Origin of the sequence: Streptomyces sp. SAI-127 (assembly GCF_029894425.1) — a bacterium.
In the GTDB taxonomy this organism is placed as follows: Bacteria; Actinomycetota; Actinomycetes; order Streptomycetales; family Streptomycetaceae; genus Streptomyces.
Window position 1 is genome coordinate 4,889,687 of the sequence record NZ_JARXYJ010000001.1, and the last position, 14,085, is coordinate 4,903,771.

Consider the following 14,085-nt stretch of genomic DNA (forward strand, 5'->3'; position numbering starts at 1 on the left):
ATGTCGCACATAGATCCTACAAAGGGTTCCGGGCACGGCCAGGACTTTTACCGTAGGCAGACCTGCGTACGACAAATCCGCCGCCGGACGAGGGTCACACCAGCTCGGCCGCCACGAGTTCCGCGATCTGCGCGGTGTTGAGCGCGGCACCCTTGCGCAGGTTGTCTCCGCACACGAAGAGCTCCAGCGCGGTGGGGTCGTCGAGTGCCCGCCGCACCCGCCCCACCCAGGTGGGATCAGTGCCGACGACATCGGCGGGCGTGGGGAACTCCCCGGCCGCCGGATCGTCGAAGAGGACGACCCCGGGAGCGGTCGCGAGGATCTCGCGCGCCTTGCGGACGGTGACCTCGCCCTCGAAGCGGGCGTGGACGGTGAGGGAGTGCACGGTGACCACCGGGACCCGCACACAGGTCACCGCGACCGGCAGCGCGGGCAGGCCCAGGATCTTGCGGGACTCGTCCCGCACCTTCATCTCCTCCGAGGACCAGCCGTCCTCGCGCAGGGAACCGGCCCACGGTACGACGTTGAGGGCGACCGGCTCCGGGAACGGCCCGGTGTGGTCGCCGACGGCCCGCCGTACGTCACCGGGGTGCGTGCCGAGCTCGGTGCCCGCGACCATGGACAGCTGCCGCCTCAGGGTCTCGACACCGGCCCGGCCCGCACCGCTCACCGCCTGGTACGAGGACACCACCAGCTCCCGCAGCCCGAACTCGGCGTGCAGCGCGCCCAGGGCCACGATCATGGAGAGGGTCGTGCAGTTGGGGTTGGCGATGATCCCGCGCGGCCGCATCCGGGCCGCGTGCCCATTGACCTCCGGCACGACGAGGGGCACGTCCGGGTCCATCCGGAAGGCGCCGGAGTTGTCCACGACGACGGCACCGTGGGCGGCGGCGACCGGCGCCCACTGCGCGGCCACCTCGTCGGGTACGTCGAACATGGCGACGTCGACCCCGTCGAAGGCCTCCTCCGACAGGGCCACCACCTCGACCTGCTCCCCGCGCACGGCCAGCTTGCGGCCGGCCGAGCGCGGGGAGGCGATCAGTCGGATCTCGCCCCAGATGTCCGCGTGCTGGGACAGGATCTGGAGCATGACGGTGCCGACGGCTCCGGTCGCGCCCACGACCGCGAGCGTCGGACGAAGGGTCATCGCCCGGTGCCCCCGTAGACCACGGCCTCGTCGCTGTCGGAGTCCAGTCCGAAGGCGCTGTGCACGGCACGGACAGCCTCGGGCACGTCGTCGGCGCGGGTGACGACCGAGATGCGGATCTCGGAGGTCGAGATCAGCTCGATGTTCACGCCGGCTTCGGACAGGGCGGTGAAGAAGTCGGCCGTGACACCCGGGTTGGTCTTCATGCCCGCGCCCACGAGCGAGATCTTGCCGATCTGGTCGTCGTAGCGCAGCGAGTCGAAGCCGATGCCGGCCTTGTTCTTCTCCAGGGCGTCGATGGCCTTGCGGCCCTCGGCCTTGGGGAGCGTGAAGGAGATGTCCGTCAGCCCGGTGGAGGCGGCGGAGACGTTCTGCACGATCATGTCGATGTTGATCTCGGCGTCCGCGATCGTGCGGAAGATGACCGCGGCCTCGCCCGGCTTGTCGGGCACGCCGACGACCGTGATCTTGGCCTCGGAGGTGTCGTGCGCGACACCGGAGATGATGGCCTGCTCCACCTTCTTGTCCCCTTGCTCGATCGGCTCACTGCTGACCCACGTGCCCTGAAGTCCGCTGAAGGACGACCGCACATGGATCGGGATGTTGTAGCGGCGGGCGTACTCCACACAGCGGTGGAGCAGCACCTTCGAGCCGGAGGCGGCGAGCTCCAGCATGTCCTCGAAGGAGATCCAGTCGATCTTCTTCGCCTTCTTCACCACCCGCGGGTCGGCGGTGAACACGCCGTCGACGTCGGTGTAGATCTCGCACACCTCGGCGTCGAGCGCCGCGGCGAGCGCGACGGCCGTGGTGTCGGAGCCACCGCGCCCCAGGGTGGTGATGTCCTTCTTGTCCTGGCTGACGCCCTGGAAGCCGGCGACGATGGCGATGTTGCCCTCGTCGAGCGCGGTGCGGATACGGCCGGGCGTGACGTCGATGATCCGGGCTTTGTTGTGGACCGAGTCGGTGATGACGCCTGCCTGGCTGCCGGTGAACGACTGGGCCTCGTGGCCCAGGTTTTTGATCGCCATGGCCAGCAGCGCCATGGAGATACGCTCTCCGGCGGTCAGCAGCATGTCGAACTCACGCCCGGCAGGCATGGGAGATACCTGCTCGGCGAGATCGATCAGCTCGTCCGTCGTGTCGCCCATCGCGGAAACGACGACGACCACCTGGTGGCCGTTCTTCTTCGCTTCGACGATTCGCTTGGCGACGCGCTTGATGCCCTCGGCATCGGCTACGGAGGAGCCTCCGTACTTCTGCACGACAAGGCCCACGTGCGCTCCTCGCTCAGTCCGTGTGTGTCGGCTCAGTTTAACGAGCGCAAGAAATCCACCTTTGCGGTATCGCATGGTGAGATTCAGGCGCCCAGGTCAGCGCATGCCCACCGAGCGGCTCCGGGAAAAGTGCCAAGCGTCACAAGGGGCGCCTGTGAATTAAGTTTCAAGCACTAAGGTGCGACTGTGCGCGTACTCCTGGTGGAAGACGATGAGCCGGTCGCCCAGTCCCTGAGACGTGGCCTGACCCGGTACGGGTTCGAGGTCGAGTGGGTCTCCACCGGTGGTGCCGCGCTGAGCCACGAGGGCCCCTACGACGTCGTACTCCTCGATCTCGGTCTGCCCGACACCGACGGTCTCGACGTGTGCAGGGCACTGCGCGAGCGCGGTGACGTGCCGATCATCGTGATCAGCGCGCGCAGCGACGAGACGGACCGGGTGGTCGGCCTTGAGCTCGGCGCCGACGACTACGTGTCCAAGCCGTTCGGGGTCCGTGAGGTCATCGCGCGGATACGAGCCGTGATGCGGCGCGCCCAGCCCCGCGGCGAGGTCGCCGCGGCGGGCCCGGACGCGTACGGCTCGCGCCTCACCATCGACCGCAAGGCCGCCCGGGTCCGCCTCGACGGCGAGGAGGTGTCCCTGGCTCCCAAGGAGTACGGCCTGCTGTCCTTCCTCACCGAGGAGCCGGGTGCGCTGATGTCGCGCGAGCAGATCATGGAGGCGGTCTGGGACGCGAACTGGTTCGGGCCGACCAAGACGCTGGACGTGCATGTGGCGGCCCTGCGGCGCAAGCTCGCCGGGGCGGTCGTCATCGAGGCGGTCCGGGGAGTGGGCTTCCGGCTGGAGATCGCCGAGGACGACGGAGCTTCATGAACCGGCAGCTCATCCAGAGCTACATCCTGCTGGTCGCGGTGGCCATCTTCCTGTTCACCGTCCCGGTCGCCTTCACGCTCACCAAGCAGTTGCGGGACGACACCAGACAGTCGGTCCTGCGCGAGGCGAACACCATGGCGCTGCTGCTGGGCAACGGTGACAGGGCCTCGTGCGAGGCGCTGACCAAGGTGGCCAAGGCGTACCGCGACGTCGAGGTGACCCCCACCGCCGACTGTGACCCGAAGCTGCCGACTCCCACCCCGGACGCGGCGCTGACCCGGGCCATGGAGAAGAACGAGCCGACGACCGACTGGGGTTCGGACTTCGTCTGGGGCAAGCACCTGCAGGTCACCGTGCCCGCCGAGGGCGACGCGGCCGTACGGATCGTCTACTCGACCTCCGACATGACCAAGCGGCTCTGGCAGATCTGGGGCTTCCGGGCCGCTCTCGCCGTCCTGGTGCTGGCCGCGGCCGCCGCGATCGGGGGCGTTCGCCGCCCGCCGTATCACCGCTCCCCTGCGCGAACTCAACGCGATGGCCAGCAAGTTCAGCGACGGCGACCTGACCGCGCGCTCCCCCGTGACGGGCCCGCCGGAGACACAGACGCTCGCCCGCACCCTGAACCAGGGCGCCGAACGCCTGGACACGCTGGTGGCCTCGCAGCGCATCTTCGTGGCGGACGCGTCTCATCAACTGCGGACGCCCTTGACCGCGTTGCGGCTGTCGCTGGACAACATCGCGGACGGCGTCGACGACGAGTTCGTACGGGAGGACGTGGAGCAGGCGACGGCGGAAGTGGTCCGTATGAGCCGCCTGGTCAACGGACTTCTCGTCCTGGCCCGTGCCGAGGCGAAGGTGACGGCCGCGGAGCCGTTGCCGCTCAGGGAGATCGTGGACGAACGGCTGACGGTGTGGAGGCCGGCCGCCGACGAGCGCGGAGTCACCATCGCGCTCAGGGGGAGTGTTGTCGACGACCGGCCGTCTGTGCTGGCCAGCCCCGGTCACCTCGACCAGGTGCTGGACAACGTGCTCTCGAACGCCCTGGAGGTCTCGCCGGACGGCGGGCGGATCACCGTCGAGGTCGAGTCCCGGGCGGACACGGTGGTGCTGTCGGTGCTCGACGAGGGACCCGGCATGTCCGACGCCGACAAGTCCCGGGCCTTCGACCGCTTCTGGCGCGGTCAGGGCCTGACCGGACGCTCCGGCTCGGGTCTTGGCCTCGCCGTCGTCAAACAGCTGGTGACCGACGACGGCGGAACCGTGGCACTGGCGGACGCGCCGGGCGGCGGGCTGAAGGTGGAGATCAGCCTTCGGGCATCGCCGAGGAGTGGTGGTTGACGATCTTCCACTGGCCGCCCCGCTTCTCGTACTCGTACGTGTAGCGGGCCTCGACGACGCGCTTGGCGCCGGTGTCCGGGTCGGTGAGCGTGAACTCGTAGACGCCGGTGTCGATCGCGGAGTCGCTGTCGAGGACCTTGACGATCGTCTGGACCTTCTTGCCGACCGGCTTGTTCTCCAGGAAGTGCTGGAAGTAGTCGACGATGCCGGCGCGGTCGGTGCGGACCTTGTTGGAGACGGTGGGCAGGAGGACCGCGTCCTCGGCGTACAGGTCCGCCACCTTCTCGGCGTCGCCGGTCCGCAGGGCGGCGTTCCAGGTGTTGAACAGGCCCGTGATCGCCGTCCTGGTGGGCTTCTTCGGGGCGTCCGTGCCGGCGGTGGCGGCGACGGTACCGACCGTTCCCACGGCGACGATCGCGGTCGCGGTGACTATGGCTGCGCGCTTGGTCATGGAACGACGGGTCATCGCTGTCTCCAGTGCGGTGAGAGGCTGTGCTCTGAACTGACTCCAGACTCTCTTTGCGCTGGTTAGGGCCCGTGCAGCCGAGATACAGGGGAGAGACAGGGGATCCCCAATTCACGCACCGTGCCCGCTCGGTCGCTTTCCGCGAAGGAGGCCGACCCCGGCACCGAGCGACACCACGCCCATTCCGACGGCGGTCATGACGCCCTGCGCTCCGTCCACGACGAACGGCGCGGCCGCGGCGACGGCCAGGTTGAAGAGGAAGAGGAACCAGAGGACGGGGGTGGAGGAGAGCAGGGTCTTCATGGCGGTTTTCCTTCGGTACGGAGTGGCTGACCTGGTGAGATCAACGATCCCGTTTCCCGGGGGCCGTCACGAGGGAGTGCTCTCCCGAACCGATGGTGTAGGGCGCTACACCCCGGGCGGGTCGAGGAGGGGAGCGAAGTCCTGTTGCAACTGCCGGACGTAAGGGTCGTTGCCGAGCAGGCGTTTCCAGTCGGCGACCAGGGCGATCGCCAATTCCCGGGCCCGGTCCGGATCCGCGGCCTGCTTCCAGACGAACGTCACGAAGGTGGTGCGGGTCAGCATGGTCGTCCAGTCCGTCTCGCCGTAGACCCGCGACCTGCGCGCGATGTTCTCCTCCAGGAGTGCCAGGGCACCGGGGATGTCGCCCGCTGCCTCCCGGGCCGTGGCGAGCTGTCGGTGAAATTTGTCGAAGATGTCGCTGTCCTCGCCCTCCGCCCTGGCCGCCTTGTCCATCAAATCCTCTATGGTGCACACAACTTCGGCCGAGAGAGTGCTCTCTCCCTCCAGGGCCAGTTCGGTGAGCGCGTCGGTCCAGACCGCGCGGGCATCCAAGGTCGTACGGTCCTCATCGCCCAGTACCTCTTCGGCTCTCTCGGCGTTCTGCTCGGCCAGCGCCCGCGCGTCGGCCACCCGACCGGCTTTCATCACCTCTTTGGCCAGTTCGGTGCGGGCGTCGAAGCTGCGGCGGTCGTCAGGCCCGAACGTCCGCACGTAGTCGGCCAGATTCTCTTCAAGCAGGTCGATCGCTTGCTCGTGATCACCGGCATAGCCGTGCGACCGCGCCAGATTCCTGTGCATGAGGAGAGTTGCCCAGCCGTCGGGCCCATGAGCGCGTTCCGTGGCAGCCACGGCCCGCTCGTGGAGCTCGATCGCACGCTGGGCCCTGTCACTGCCGTACCTGTGCCCGCCCAGGTTGAACAGCCAGGCCTCGTCCATGGTGTCGGCCCCCGGATCGGCGTGTCCCGCCAGCGCCTCCATGTGCGCGAGCCACATCAGCTCCTGGTCGATCCCCAGGCGCCTGGGGGCGTTGCGCTCCAGCACCGCGGCAGCCACATGCCCGTCACCGCTCTCCGCCCGCGCCACCGCCTGCACCAGCCGATGGACCGAGATCGTGGCATCGTCGTGCAACTTGACCAGGCTGTGCGCCGCCAGCCGCCGCAGCGCCTCCGTGACCTCGATCGGAGTGCCCAGCCCGTCGAGATAGGCCCGCGGAATGCCGTCCGGCGCCCACCAGGCGATGATTCCCAGAATCCGCCCGGCCAACGGCGTATCGGCCAGCCGGTCCAACGACACCCGCCAGACCCGGGCGACCGTACGCGCCCGGTCGGTCCCCTCCGCCGACTGCGCGAACAGCGCCTCCGGATACGCGGCGAGCAACTCCCGGTACCGCCCCGCCGAGATGCCGGCCTCGGCGCAGTAGGCCGCGGCCTGCTCCACGGCCAGCGGAAGGCACCCCAACTCCGCGCACAGAGCGCCCACTTCGTCGTCCGGCCCGGCCAGGCGGATCCGGCTGAACAGCCGCACCGCCTCAGGAAGGGGCAGCACGTCCAGCGACAACGTCTCGGCGATCCCATGCCACCCGCTCGCCCGCCGGGTCGTGATCAGGAACCGTCCCTGCGGAGCCCGTCCGAGCAGCGGCTTCACCTGCGCGGGATCGGACACGTTGTCGAGGACCAGTAGCCATCCCTCGTGTGTGGCCAGCCACTGGACGGCTCTTTCCCGCAGTGCTTCCCGGGACAGTACGTCCCTCAGCACCGGCTGGAGTGCGGCCGCGAGGTCGGCGAGGCCCGCTTCGAGATCGGGCGGGGTCTCGGCAGTGATCCACCACACCGGGTTGTACGAATGCACGCGTCCGGCTGCCCAGTGCGCGGCGAGCGTGGACTTGCCGATTCCGCCCAGCCCGTGCACCGCCTGCACCACGACTCCGCCCGACTCCGTGAACGCCTCGTCCAGCCGCGCGAGTTCAAGCTCGCGCCCGACGAACAGAGTCGTGTCGTCGGGCAGGTTGACCACGCCCTCCGGAGCGGCGGTCGGCAGCACGTACGCCTCCGCGGGCAGCGCCAGCGCGGTCTCGGCGTACATCCCGACCGAGCCGTCCCCGCTGATCGCCTGCCGGATGGACCGACCGGCGGCGATGGACCGTTCACCCGAGGCGGCTGCCGAAACCGAGGGCTCCGCGGCCGAGCCCTCCTCGCCGACCCCGCTCGAGGCCCCCGTCACGAGTCGCCCGTGGACGCCGACCCGAGGTCACCTCCGGCGGCGATCGAACGATCACCGGAGGCGGCGTTGCGCGCGGGAGGGGTGACGTTCGTCGGTGTGGGAGCGGGGGCGGGCGGCGGGGGCGTCGTCACCGCCGCCCTGCGCAACGCGTGCAGCGTCAGCGCCGGCCCGATCAGCCCCGCGGCCCCCGCGACACAGAGTCCGATCCCCGTCCACGCCTTTGACCTACTCGCCATCCGACCATCATGTACGAGACCGGTGACCATCGGTCAGGAGTCCGAGGACCGATCGACCGCCCCGCAGGGACCGACCGCCCTCCCGACGCCTCGGCGTGTTCCCCCGTCATGCCGTCCAGGATCTCGCACCACTCCATTGATCGTGTCGGGTCGGCGACAGGAGGATGCGGACCTGTGACAGGTGGTTGGACAGGCAATCTGCTGCTGGCGGGAATCGTGCTGCTCGGCTCCTCGGTGCAGTGGCTCACGGGGATGGGCTTCGCCCTGGTCGCCGTGCCCGCGCTGATCCTGCTGCTCGGCCCGGCACAAGGAGTCGTCCTGGCCAACTGCGCGGCCGGGGCGATCTGCCTCGTGGGACTGGCCGGTGATTGGCGGCTGGTAAGGCCGCGGGCGATGGTGCCCCTGTGCGCGGCGGCGGCCTGCACGGTCCCGGCGGGCACCTGGGTGACCCGCCGGCTCCCCCAGCCCTGGCTCCTGTTGGTCATGGGCGGCCTGGTGACGGCAGCGGTGCTCCTCGTCATGAGGGGTGCCCGGGTCGCCGCTCTGCGCGGCACCCACGGCGCGGTGTTCGCGGGTGCGGCGGGCGGGCTCATGAACTCCGCTGCGGGGGTGGGCGGCCCGCCGTTCTCGCTCTACGCCGTCAACGCGGGCTGGACGGTACGGGAGTTCGTCCCGAACGCGATGTTCTACGGGGTGATCGTGAACGCCTTCTCGGTGGCGTCGAACGGGGTCCCGGGGCTCAGTGGGGTGCAGTGGGCTCTGGTGATCGGGGCGATGGGGGCGGGTGGGCTGGTCGGCAGGGGGCTCGCGTCCCGGATACCGGAGAGGCGGGCCCGCCTGCTGGTGCTGTTGCTTGCCCTGACGGGCGGGATCACGGCCGTGGGAAAGGGACTGTGGGGCCTGTGAAAGCCGCTCCTCGTGGCGGTACCTGCCGCCCTCGGGCTGGTTGAAGCGTCCTCCGCCCCGCTCACGCATCCCCCGTCGACACCGACCCGATGTCACCCCCGGCCGCGACGGAACGCTCCCCGGAGGCGGTGACGGGTCCGCTCGCCGGTCGTGAAGGCGAAGACGAGGGCATCGGGGGCGGCGGCGCCACAGAGACCCCGTCCCCCGTAGCTACCGACCCGATGCTGCCGCCCGCGGCAACCGAACGCGCCCCGCTCGCCGTCACGGCGGCAGCCCCGGCGGGGGCGCCCGGCCCCGGTCCCAGGAAGGCGTACAACGTCACCGCCAACCCGATCAGCCCCGCCGCTCCCCCGGCCACACTCGCCCAGGGATCCGCGGCGTCGACGTCCAGCACAGCGCCGATCAGCAACCCCACGGACCCCGCGACGCAGAGCCCGACTCCCGTCCACACCAATGCCTTTGACCGATTCGCCATACCGCCATCATGGACGAGCGCGAAGGCGCCGGGGTCATGAACGCCGTACGCGCGCAGTCCTCGCCTCCCCGAACAGCGCCACCAGCCCCTGGTCCGGTTCCGCGCCCACGGTCTCCTCGCCCGCGGCGACGATCGTGTACGTGCGGGCCAGGAAGCGCGTCAGGTCCGACGTGGCGAATCTGAGCACGGCCCTGCCCTGCGATGCGTGGAACTCGACGTACGTGTGGGCCGAACCGGCCGGGCGGACACGGACGTTGCCGATGCCCGCCGGGGCGCGCAGTCCCTCGCCCAGCAGCTCTCTCGCGAAGGTCCACGTCGTGGCCTCGCCGTCGACCGTGACATGGGGTGGGAAGTCGATGTGCGCGGCCGGCGGGTCGGCGGAGGTGTAGCGCAGGGTCGCGGGTATCGCGAGCTCCTGGTCCGTGGCCGTGATCAGGCGGGCGCCTGTGGGCTGCTGGAGGGTGACGTGCATGAGGGGCTCCAAGTCGGCGGGGGCACGGGCCTGGGGTGGCCGTTGTGCGTGAGACCACCCCAGGTGCCCGTGCATTACGCCGTTTCAGAAGCCCTCTCGTATGACTCCCGTCACACAGAGGCTACTTCGGGGATCGCAGCCCCAGCGGAGCCGCGATCTCCTCCACCATCACCTTGCCCGCCTCGAACTCCAGCGTCTCGTCGCCCATCGCCTGGTCGGTGTCGAGGCCGTCCAGTTCCTCCAGGGGCTGGTTCAGGCGGACATGGGCCACGACCGACTGGAGCGCGCGCAGCGTCGCCGACGCCGTGGAGCCCCAGTTGGAGAAGTACGAGAACTGCCACCACCACAGCGCCTCCGAGGTGCGGCCCGCGCGGTAGTGGGCCATGCCGTGGCGCAGGTCGGTGATGACGTCGGTCAGGTCGTCGGAGATCCGGGCCGGGACCGGGGCCTTGCGGGGCTCGTAGGGGTCGAAGACCTCGGAGTAGACGTCGATCGGCTCCAGCAGCCGGGCGAGGTTCTCGCGGAGTTCGTCCACGTCGGCGTCCGGGCCCGTGTCGGGCTCGTAGCGCTCGTCGGGGACGATGTCCTCGTGGGCGCCCAGGCGGCCGCCGGCCAGCAGGAGCTGGGAGACCTCCAGGAGGAGGAAGGGGACGGCCGAGTCGGGTTCGTCGCCCTTCGCCACCTCCATGACGGCCACCAGGAAGCTCTCGACCTGGTCGGCGATCTGGACCGCGAAGTCGTCGGGGTCCTGGGCAGTCGCGTGCAGTGTGGCGTCAGACATCTAGGAGTCGTCTCCCCTCGAAGGCGCGGCCGAGGGTCACCTCGTCCGCGTATTCCAGGTCGCCACCCACCGGGAGGCCGCTGGCCAGGCGGGTGACCTTGAGGCCCATGGGCTTGATCATGCGGGCGAGGTACGTCGCCGTGGCCTCGCCCTCCAGGTTCGGGTCGGTGGCCAGGATCAGCTCCGTGACCGTCCCGTCGGCCAACCGCGCGAGAAGTTCTCGTATCCGCAGGTCGTCCGGACCGACACCCTCGATCGGGCTGATCGCGCCGCCCAGGACGTGGTACTTGCCACGGAACTCACGGGTGCGCTCGATGGCGACCACGTCCTTCGGCTCCTCCACCACACAGATGACGGAGAGGTCGCGGCGGGTGTCGCGGCAGATGTTGCACAGCTCTTCCTGGGCCACGTTGCCGCAGGTCGCGCAGAAGCGGACCTTCGCCTTGACTTCCATCAGGCACTGCGCGAGGCGCCGTACGTCCGTCGGCTCCGCCTGGAGGATGTGGAAGGCGATCCGCTGGGCGCTCTTGGGACCGACGCCGGGGAGCCGCCCCAGTTCGTCGATGAGGTCCTGAACCACGCCTTCGTACAACGGACTGCCGTCCTTCCTGGGGTTCCTTGCAGTACGTACGCTAGTTGGCCGATGCCCGCCAAAGAAAGACGGGCACTGGGTAAAGACACGCCCCTCGCCTAGAAAGGCAGCCCGGGGATACCGCTGCCGCCGCCGAGGCCCTGGGCGAGCGGGCCGAGCTTCTGCTGCTGGAGGGTCTGGGCGTTCTCGTTGGCCGCCTGGACCGCCGCCACGATCAGGTCGGCGAGGGTCTCGGTGTCCTCGGGGTCCACCGCCTTCGGGTCGATCTTCAGCGCGCGCAGTTCTCCGGCGCCGGTGACGGTGGCCTTCACCAGACCGCCGCCCGCCTGGCCGTCGACCTCGGTCCTGCCGAGTTCCTCCTGCGCGTTCGCCAGGTCCTGCTGCATCTTCTGGGCCTGCTGGAGCAGCTGCTGCATGTTGGGCTGGCCACCACCGGGGATCACGATCAGCTCCTGTGCTTTCCGCCTTGGTCTTCCGTCTGTGACGAGCCTACGTGTTCCACGTGGCCGTCGCCCCAGCACTCTTTCGAGTGAGTCGGCGTACAGGCCTATACCTGATCAAGGCCCTCTTCCGAGCGGAAAAGACACCAAAGAACCCCCTTCGCCACCCATTGGGCGGTAGGAAGGGTCCGGCACATCAGCATCAGGCGTCACGCAGGGTGACCGATCAGTAGGGAGCGCCGGGTGGGTCAGCCGGAGATGCAGCCCGAGGGCCTGCCCCAGGACGGGCGGGCCGATCTGGCCGGGCGGACGTTTCCGCTCGGGGACTGGGGCGAGCCCGCCGTGCGGCTGGACGAGCTGTACCGGTGGGTGGAGCACGGGGCGCTGGAGACGGCGGCCTGGTATCTCGCGGACCGGGTGTGGAAGCGACGGGGCGCGCGGGCCCTGCGGGGCGGGGCCGCGGCGGGGGCGGTGACCGGGGCCGTGCTGCCGCTGCTGGATCTGACGGGGGTGGCGGGGGCCGGGGTCGCGGCCTGGGGTTATCTCGGACTGCTGCTCGCGGTGGCCTGTGTCGGCGTCGACCGGTACTTCGGGGTGACCTCCGGCTGGATAAGGGACGTGGCCACCGCACAGGCCGTCCAGCGCCGTCTCCTGGCGTTGCAGTTCGACTGGGCCTCGGAGAGCGTGCGGGAGGTGCTCGGGCCGACGGAGGGCACGGCGGCGGAGGCGACCGAGCGCTGTCTGGGGGTTCTGCGCCGCTTCTCGGAGGACGTGACGGAGCTGATCCGCGTCGAGACGGCGGACTGGATCGTGGAGTTCCGGAACGGGTCCACTCCTATGGGTATCCAGGGGGCGGTGACGTCCGGGGGACGGCAGGACCCGGGTGCCGCCCAGGGCCGGTTCCCCCTGCCCCCGGGTCCGCCCGCCCGCCCGAACATGCCCCGGCAGCGGCCGCCCGAGCCCAGGTGACCCTCGCTCGGTCGCACGGGCTCAGTCGCACAGCCCCACCGCCCGCCCGCACGGCAGATGTCCCTGTTCGCGGATCACGTCCTGGCTCGTGCCCTCGTCGAGGTAGGCGAGGAAGCCGGCGGCGAGAGAACCGGGGGCCGGGGAGCGGTGGGTGTAGGCGTACTCGACACCTCGGTAGGGGTACTGGTCGAGGTGGTCGGCCGAGGCCGCCTCGCCGTCCAGCGGCACCCGGCGTACGCCCTCGTGACCGGTGGCCAGGGTGAGCTCGCTGTAGCCGAGGGCGCCGGGCTGGGCGGCGACCTTGTCCAGCACGTCCTCCGTGGAGGCGAGTTCGCAGCGCGTGACGGGGGCGCGGGCGGCGGCGGCCACCGCCTTGTCCGTCAGCGGGTCGCAGTCCAGGGACGTCGTGGGGGTCATCTCCCAGGCGCCCGCCAGCACCCGGTCCTGGAAGATCTGCCGGGTCCCCGAGTACGCGTCCCGGCTGACCAGGACGACAGGCAGGTCGGGCAGGCGCGGGAGACCGGCGGGGCGGGAGGCGTTCAGGTCGCTCCAGCGCCTGACCTCGCCCCGGTAGAGGCGCTCCACCTCGGCCCGGGTCAGGCCGCGTGGGCCGAGGTCGATGCCGGCGTTGACGACGAGGGTGAAGACCGAGAGGGCGATCTTCTCGCCGTGCAGGCCCAGCCGGTCGCCCATCGGGCCGTCCGAGAAGGCGATCACGGACCGCGCGTCCTTCGCCGACCGGGCACCGGTCGCGGCGAGCGCGGACACCCCGGCCTCGCTGCCGCGCGCCTCGACGGTGATGTCGGCGCCCTCGCAGTCCTGCTCGTACTCCTTCGCGAGGGTCTCGATGACCGGGGCGAAGGCGGTGGAGCCGGTCACCGTCAGAGTGCCCTTCTCGCAGCCGAGCGGGGGCGGGGTGTCGTCACGGGCGACGACGATCGTGGCGAGGACGAGGACGGAGAGGGTGAGCAGCCCGGTGAAGATCCGTGCCGCCGGACTGAGGACGGGCGGGATCTCGTCCGGGGTGGCGCTGCGGTTGGGGTGCACCTCGCCGTCCCGGATGCCGCCGATCATCCGGATCGGACGGCCCACGTCGCCGCCGGACAGCAGCACGAGCAGCTTGTAGTGCTCGCCGCGGTTGAGCGGGACGCGGGGGATGCGCAGCCGGTTGTCCTCGTAGCCGAAGCCCCGGTCGGGGGTGAAGTGGTCCATGAGGTGGTCGGTGTCGATCGGCTGGGTGACCGAGACCCCGCGGACCGTGCGGTCGCTGAACACCGCGGTGAGGCCGTGCCGTTCGGGGCCCGTGTAGTCGTCGCGGTCGATGCCCTGCGAGCCGTCGTTCTCGATGCGCAGGAGGACGAGGGTGGCGTCCGACATGTCCGGTGCCTCGTCGAAGAGGCCGAGTCTGACGTTGGCCCGCCCCCGCCGCACGTCGTCCCCGATCGGGTTGTCCATCTGGACGCGGTAGCCGATGCGCTTTCGGCGCGGCACCCGGCGCTCATACCAGACCATGACCCCGGACGCGACGATGCCGAGGAAGGCGGTACCCACCGCCACGAAGTTCTCCGCGCTCAACCACTCCACTGTGGGTGC

Annotated in this window: 14 protein-coding genes and 1 pseudogene; 4 read left to right on the plus strand and 11 right to left on the minus strand. The window is 70.1% G+C overall.

Annotated features, from left to right (window positions below; translation table 11 throughout):
• Positions 1–94: 94 nt before the first annotated feature.
• Together M2157_RS22300 and M2157_RS22305 are read right to left on the minus strand one after the other, a co-directional pair.
• The gene (locus M2157_RS22300; protein ID WP_280863422.1) at positions 95–1,147 is read right to left on the minus strand and encodes an aspartate-semialdehyde dehydrogenase; all 1,053 of its coding nucleotides are present in this window, start codon (positions 1,145–1,147) and stop codon (positions 95–97) included.
• Positions 1,144–2,421 (minus strand): aspartate kinase, encoded by a 1,278-nt coding sequence (locus M2157_RS22305; protein ID WP_280863423.1) that lies wholly within the window; start codon positions 2,419–2,421, stop codon positions 1,144–1,146. Before M2157_RS22305 ends, M2157_RS22300 begins: the two co-directional genes overlap by 4 nt.
• Before the next feature lie 186 nt (positions 2,422–2,607).
• Here M2157_RS22305 and M2157_RS22310 point away from each other — a divergent pair, with 186 nt between their 5' ends.
• The gene (locus tag M2157_RS22310; RefSeq protein WP_280863424.1) at positions 2,608–3,294 is read left to right on the plus strand and encodes a response regulator transcription factor; all 687 of its coding nucleotides are present in this window, start codon (positions 2,608–2,610) and stop codon (positions 3,292–3,294) included.
• Positions 3,291–4,632, plus strand: a pseudogene (locus M2157_RS22315) (HAMP domain-containing sensor histidine kinase). Before M2157_RS22310 ends, M2157_RS22315 begins: the two are co-directional and overlap by 4 nt.
• Here the strand turns inward: M2157_RS22315 and M2157_RS22320 are convergent.
• The 4 genes from M2157_RS22320 to M2157_RS22335 all read right to left on the minus strand — a co-directional run bounded on the left by M2157_RS22320 (position 4,598) and on the right by M2157_RS22335 (position 7,857).
• Positions 4,598–5,098: an SgcJ/EcaC family oxidoreductase gene (locus M2157_RS22320; protein WP_280863426.1), complete on the minus strand. Its 501-nt coding sequence runs from the start codon at positions 5,096–5,098 to the stop codon at positions 4,598–4,600. The pseudogene M2157_RS22315 and the gene M2157_RS22320 sit on opposite strands and share 35 nt — an antisense overlap.
• A 111-nt stretch (positions 5,099–5,209) precedes the next feature.
• Positions 5,210–5,401 carry a hypothetical protein gene (locus tag M2157_RS22325; RefSeq protein ID WP_280863427.1) on the minus strand — a complete coding sequence of 64 codons (192 nt, stop codon included), beginning with the start codon at positions 5,399–5,401 and terminating at the stop codon, positions 5,210–5,212.
• A gap of 105 nt (positions 5,402–5,506) precedes the next feature.
• Positions 5,507–7,621, minus strand: a complete 2,115-nt coding sequence (locus M2157_RS22330; protein WP_280866053.1) for a tetratricopeptide repeat protein — start codon at positions 7,619–7,621, stop codon at positions 5,507–5,509.
• Positions 7,618–7,857 carry a hypothetical protein gene (locus tag M2157_RS22335; protein ID WP_280863429.1) on the minus strand — a complete coding sequence of 80 codons (240 nt, stop codon included), beginning with the start codon at positions 7,855–7,857 and terminating at the stop codon, positions 7,618–7,620. The genes M2157_RS22330 and M2157_RS22335 overlap by 4 nt, the downstream gene beginning before the upstream one ends.
• A 174-nt stretch (positions 7,858–8,031) precedes the next feature.
• Here M2157_RS22335 and M2157_RS22340 point away from each other — a divergent pair, with 174 nt between their 5' ends.
• Positions 8,032–8,763, plus strand: a complete 732-nt coding sequence (locus tag M2157_RS22340; RefSeq protein ID WP_280863430.1) for a sulfite exporter TauE/SafE family protein — start codon at positions 8,032–8,034, stop codon at positions 8,761–8,763.
• A gap of 509 nt (positions 8,764–9,272) precedes the next feature.
• Here M2157_RS22340 and M2157_RS22345 read toward each other — a convergent pair.
• The 4 genes from M2157_RS22345 to M2157_RS22360 form a co-directional block, all read right to left on the minus strand.
• On the minus strand, positions 9,273–9,710 hold the full coding sequence (locus tag M2157_RS22345; protein WP_280863431.1) for an SsgA family sporulation/cell division regulator: 438 nt from the start codon (positions 9,708–9,710) through the stop codon (positions 9,273–9,275).
• A 121-nt stretch (positions 9,711–9,831) separates the two neighbouring features.
• Positions 9,832–10,491, minus strand: coding sequence for a DUF5063 domain-containing protein (locus tag M2157_RS22350; RefSeq protein WP_266515966.1), 660 nt, complete (start codon positions 10,489–10,491; stop codon positions 9,832–9,834).
• Complete coding sequence (gene recR / locus M2157_RS22355) at positions 10,484–11,083, minus strand: recombination mediator RecR (protein WP_020124031.1); 600 nt, start codon at positions 11,081–11,083, stop codon at positions 10,484–10,486. The genes M2157_RS22350 and recR overlap by 8 nt, the downstream gene beginning before the upstream one ends.
• A 98-nt stretch (positions 11,084–11,181) precedes the next feature.
• Positions 11,182–11,526 (minus strand): YbaB/EbfC family nucleoid-associated protein, encoded by a 345-nt coding sequence (locus M2157_RS22360; protein WP_069764530.1) that lies wholly within the window; start codon positions 11,524–11,526, stop codon positions 11,182–11,184.
• 240 nt (positions 11,527–11,766) lie between these two features.
• On the opposite strand from M2157_RS22360, the gene M2157_RS22365 reads away from it, so the two are divergent.
• Positions 11,767–12,492, plus strand: coding sequence for an SLATT domain-containing protein (locus M2157_RS22365; protein WP_280863432.1), 726 nt, complete (start codon positions 11,767–11,769; stop codon positions 12,490–12,492).
• A gap of 21 nt (positions 12,493–12,513) precedes the next feature.
• Here M2157_RS22365 and M2157_RS22370 read toward each other — a convergent pair whose 3' ends face one another.
• A complete protein-coding gene (locus M2157_RS22370; protein ID WP_280866054.1) occupies positions 12,514–14,076 on the minus strand; it encodes a substrate-binding domain-containing protein in 1,563 nt (520 codons plus the stop codon).
• Positions 14,077–14,085 lie beyond the last annotated feature (9 nt).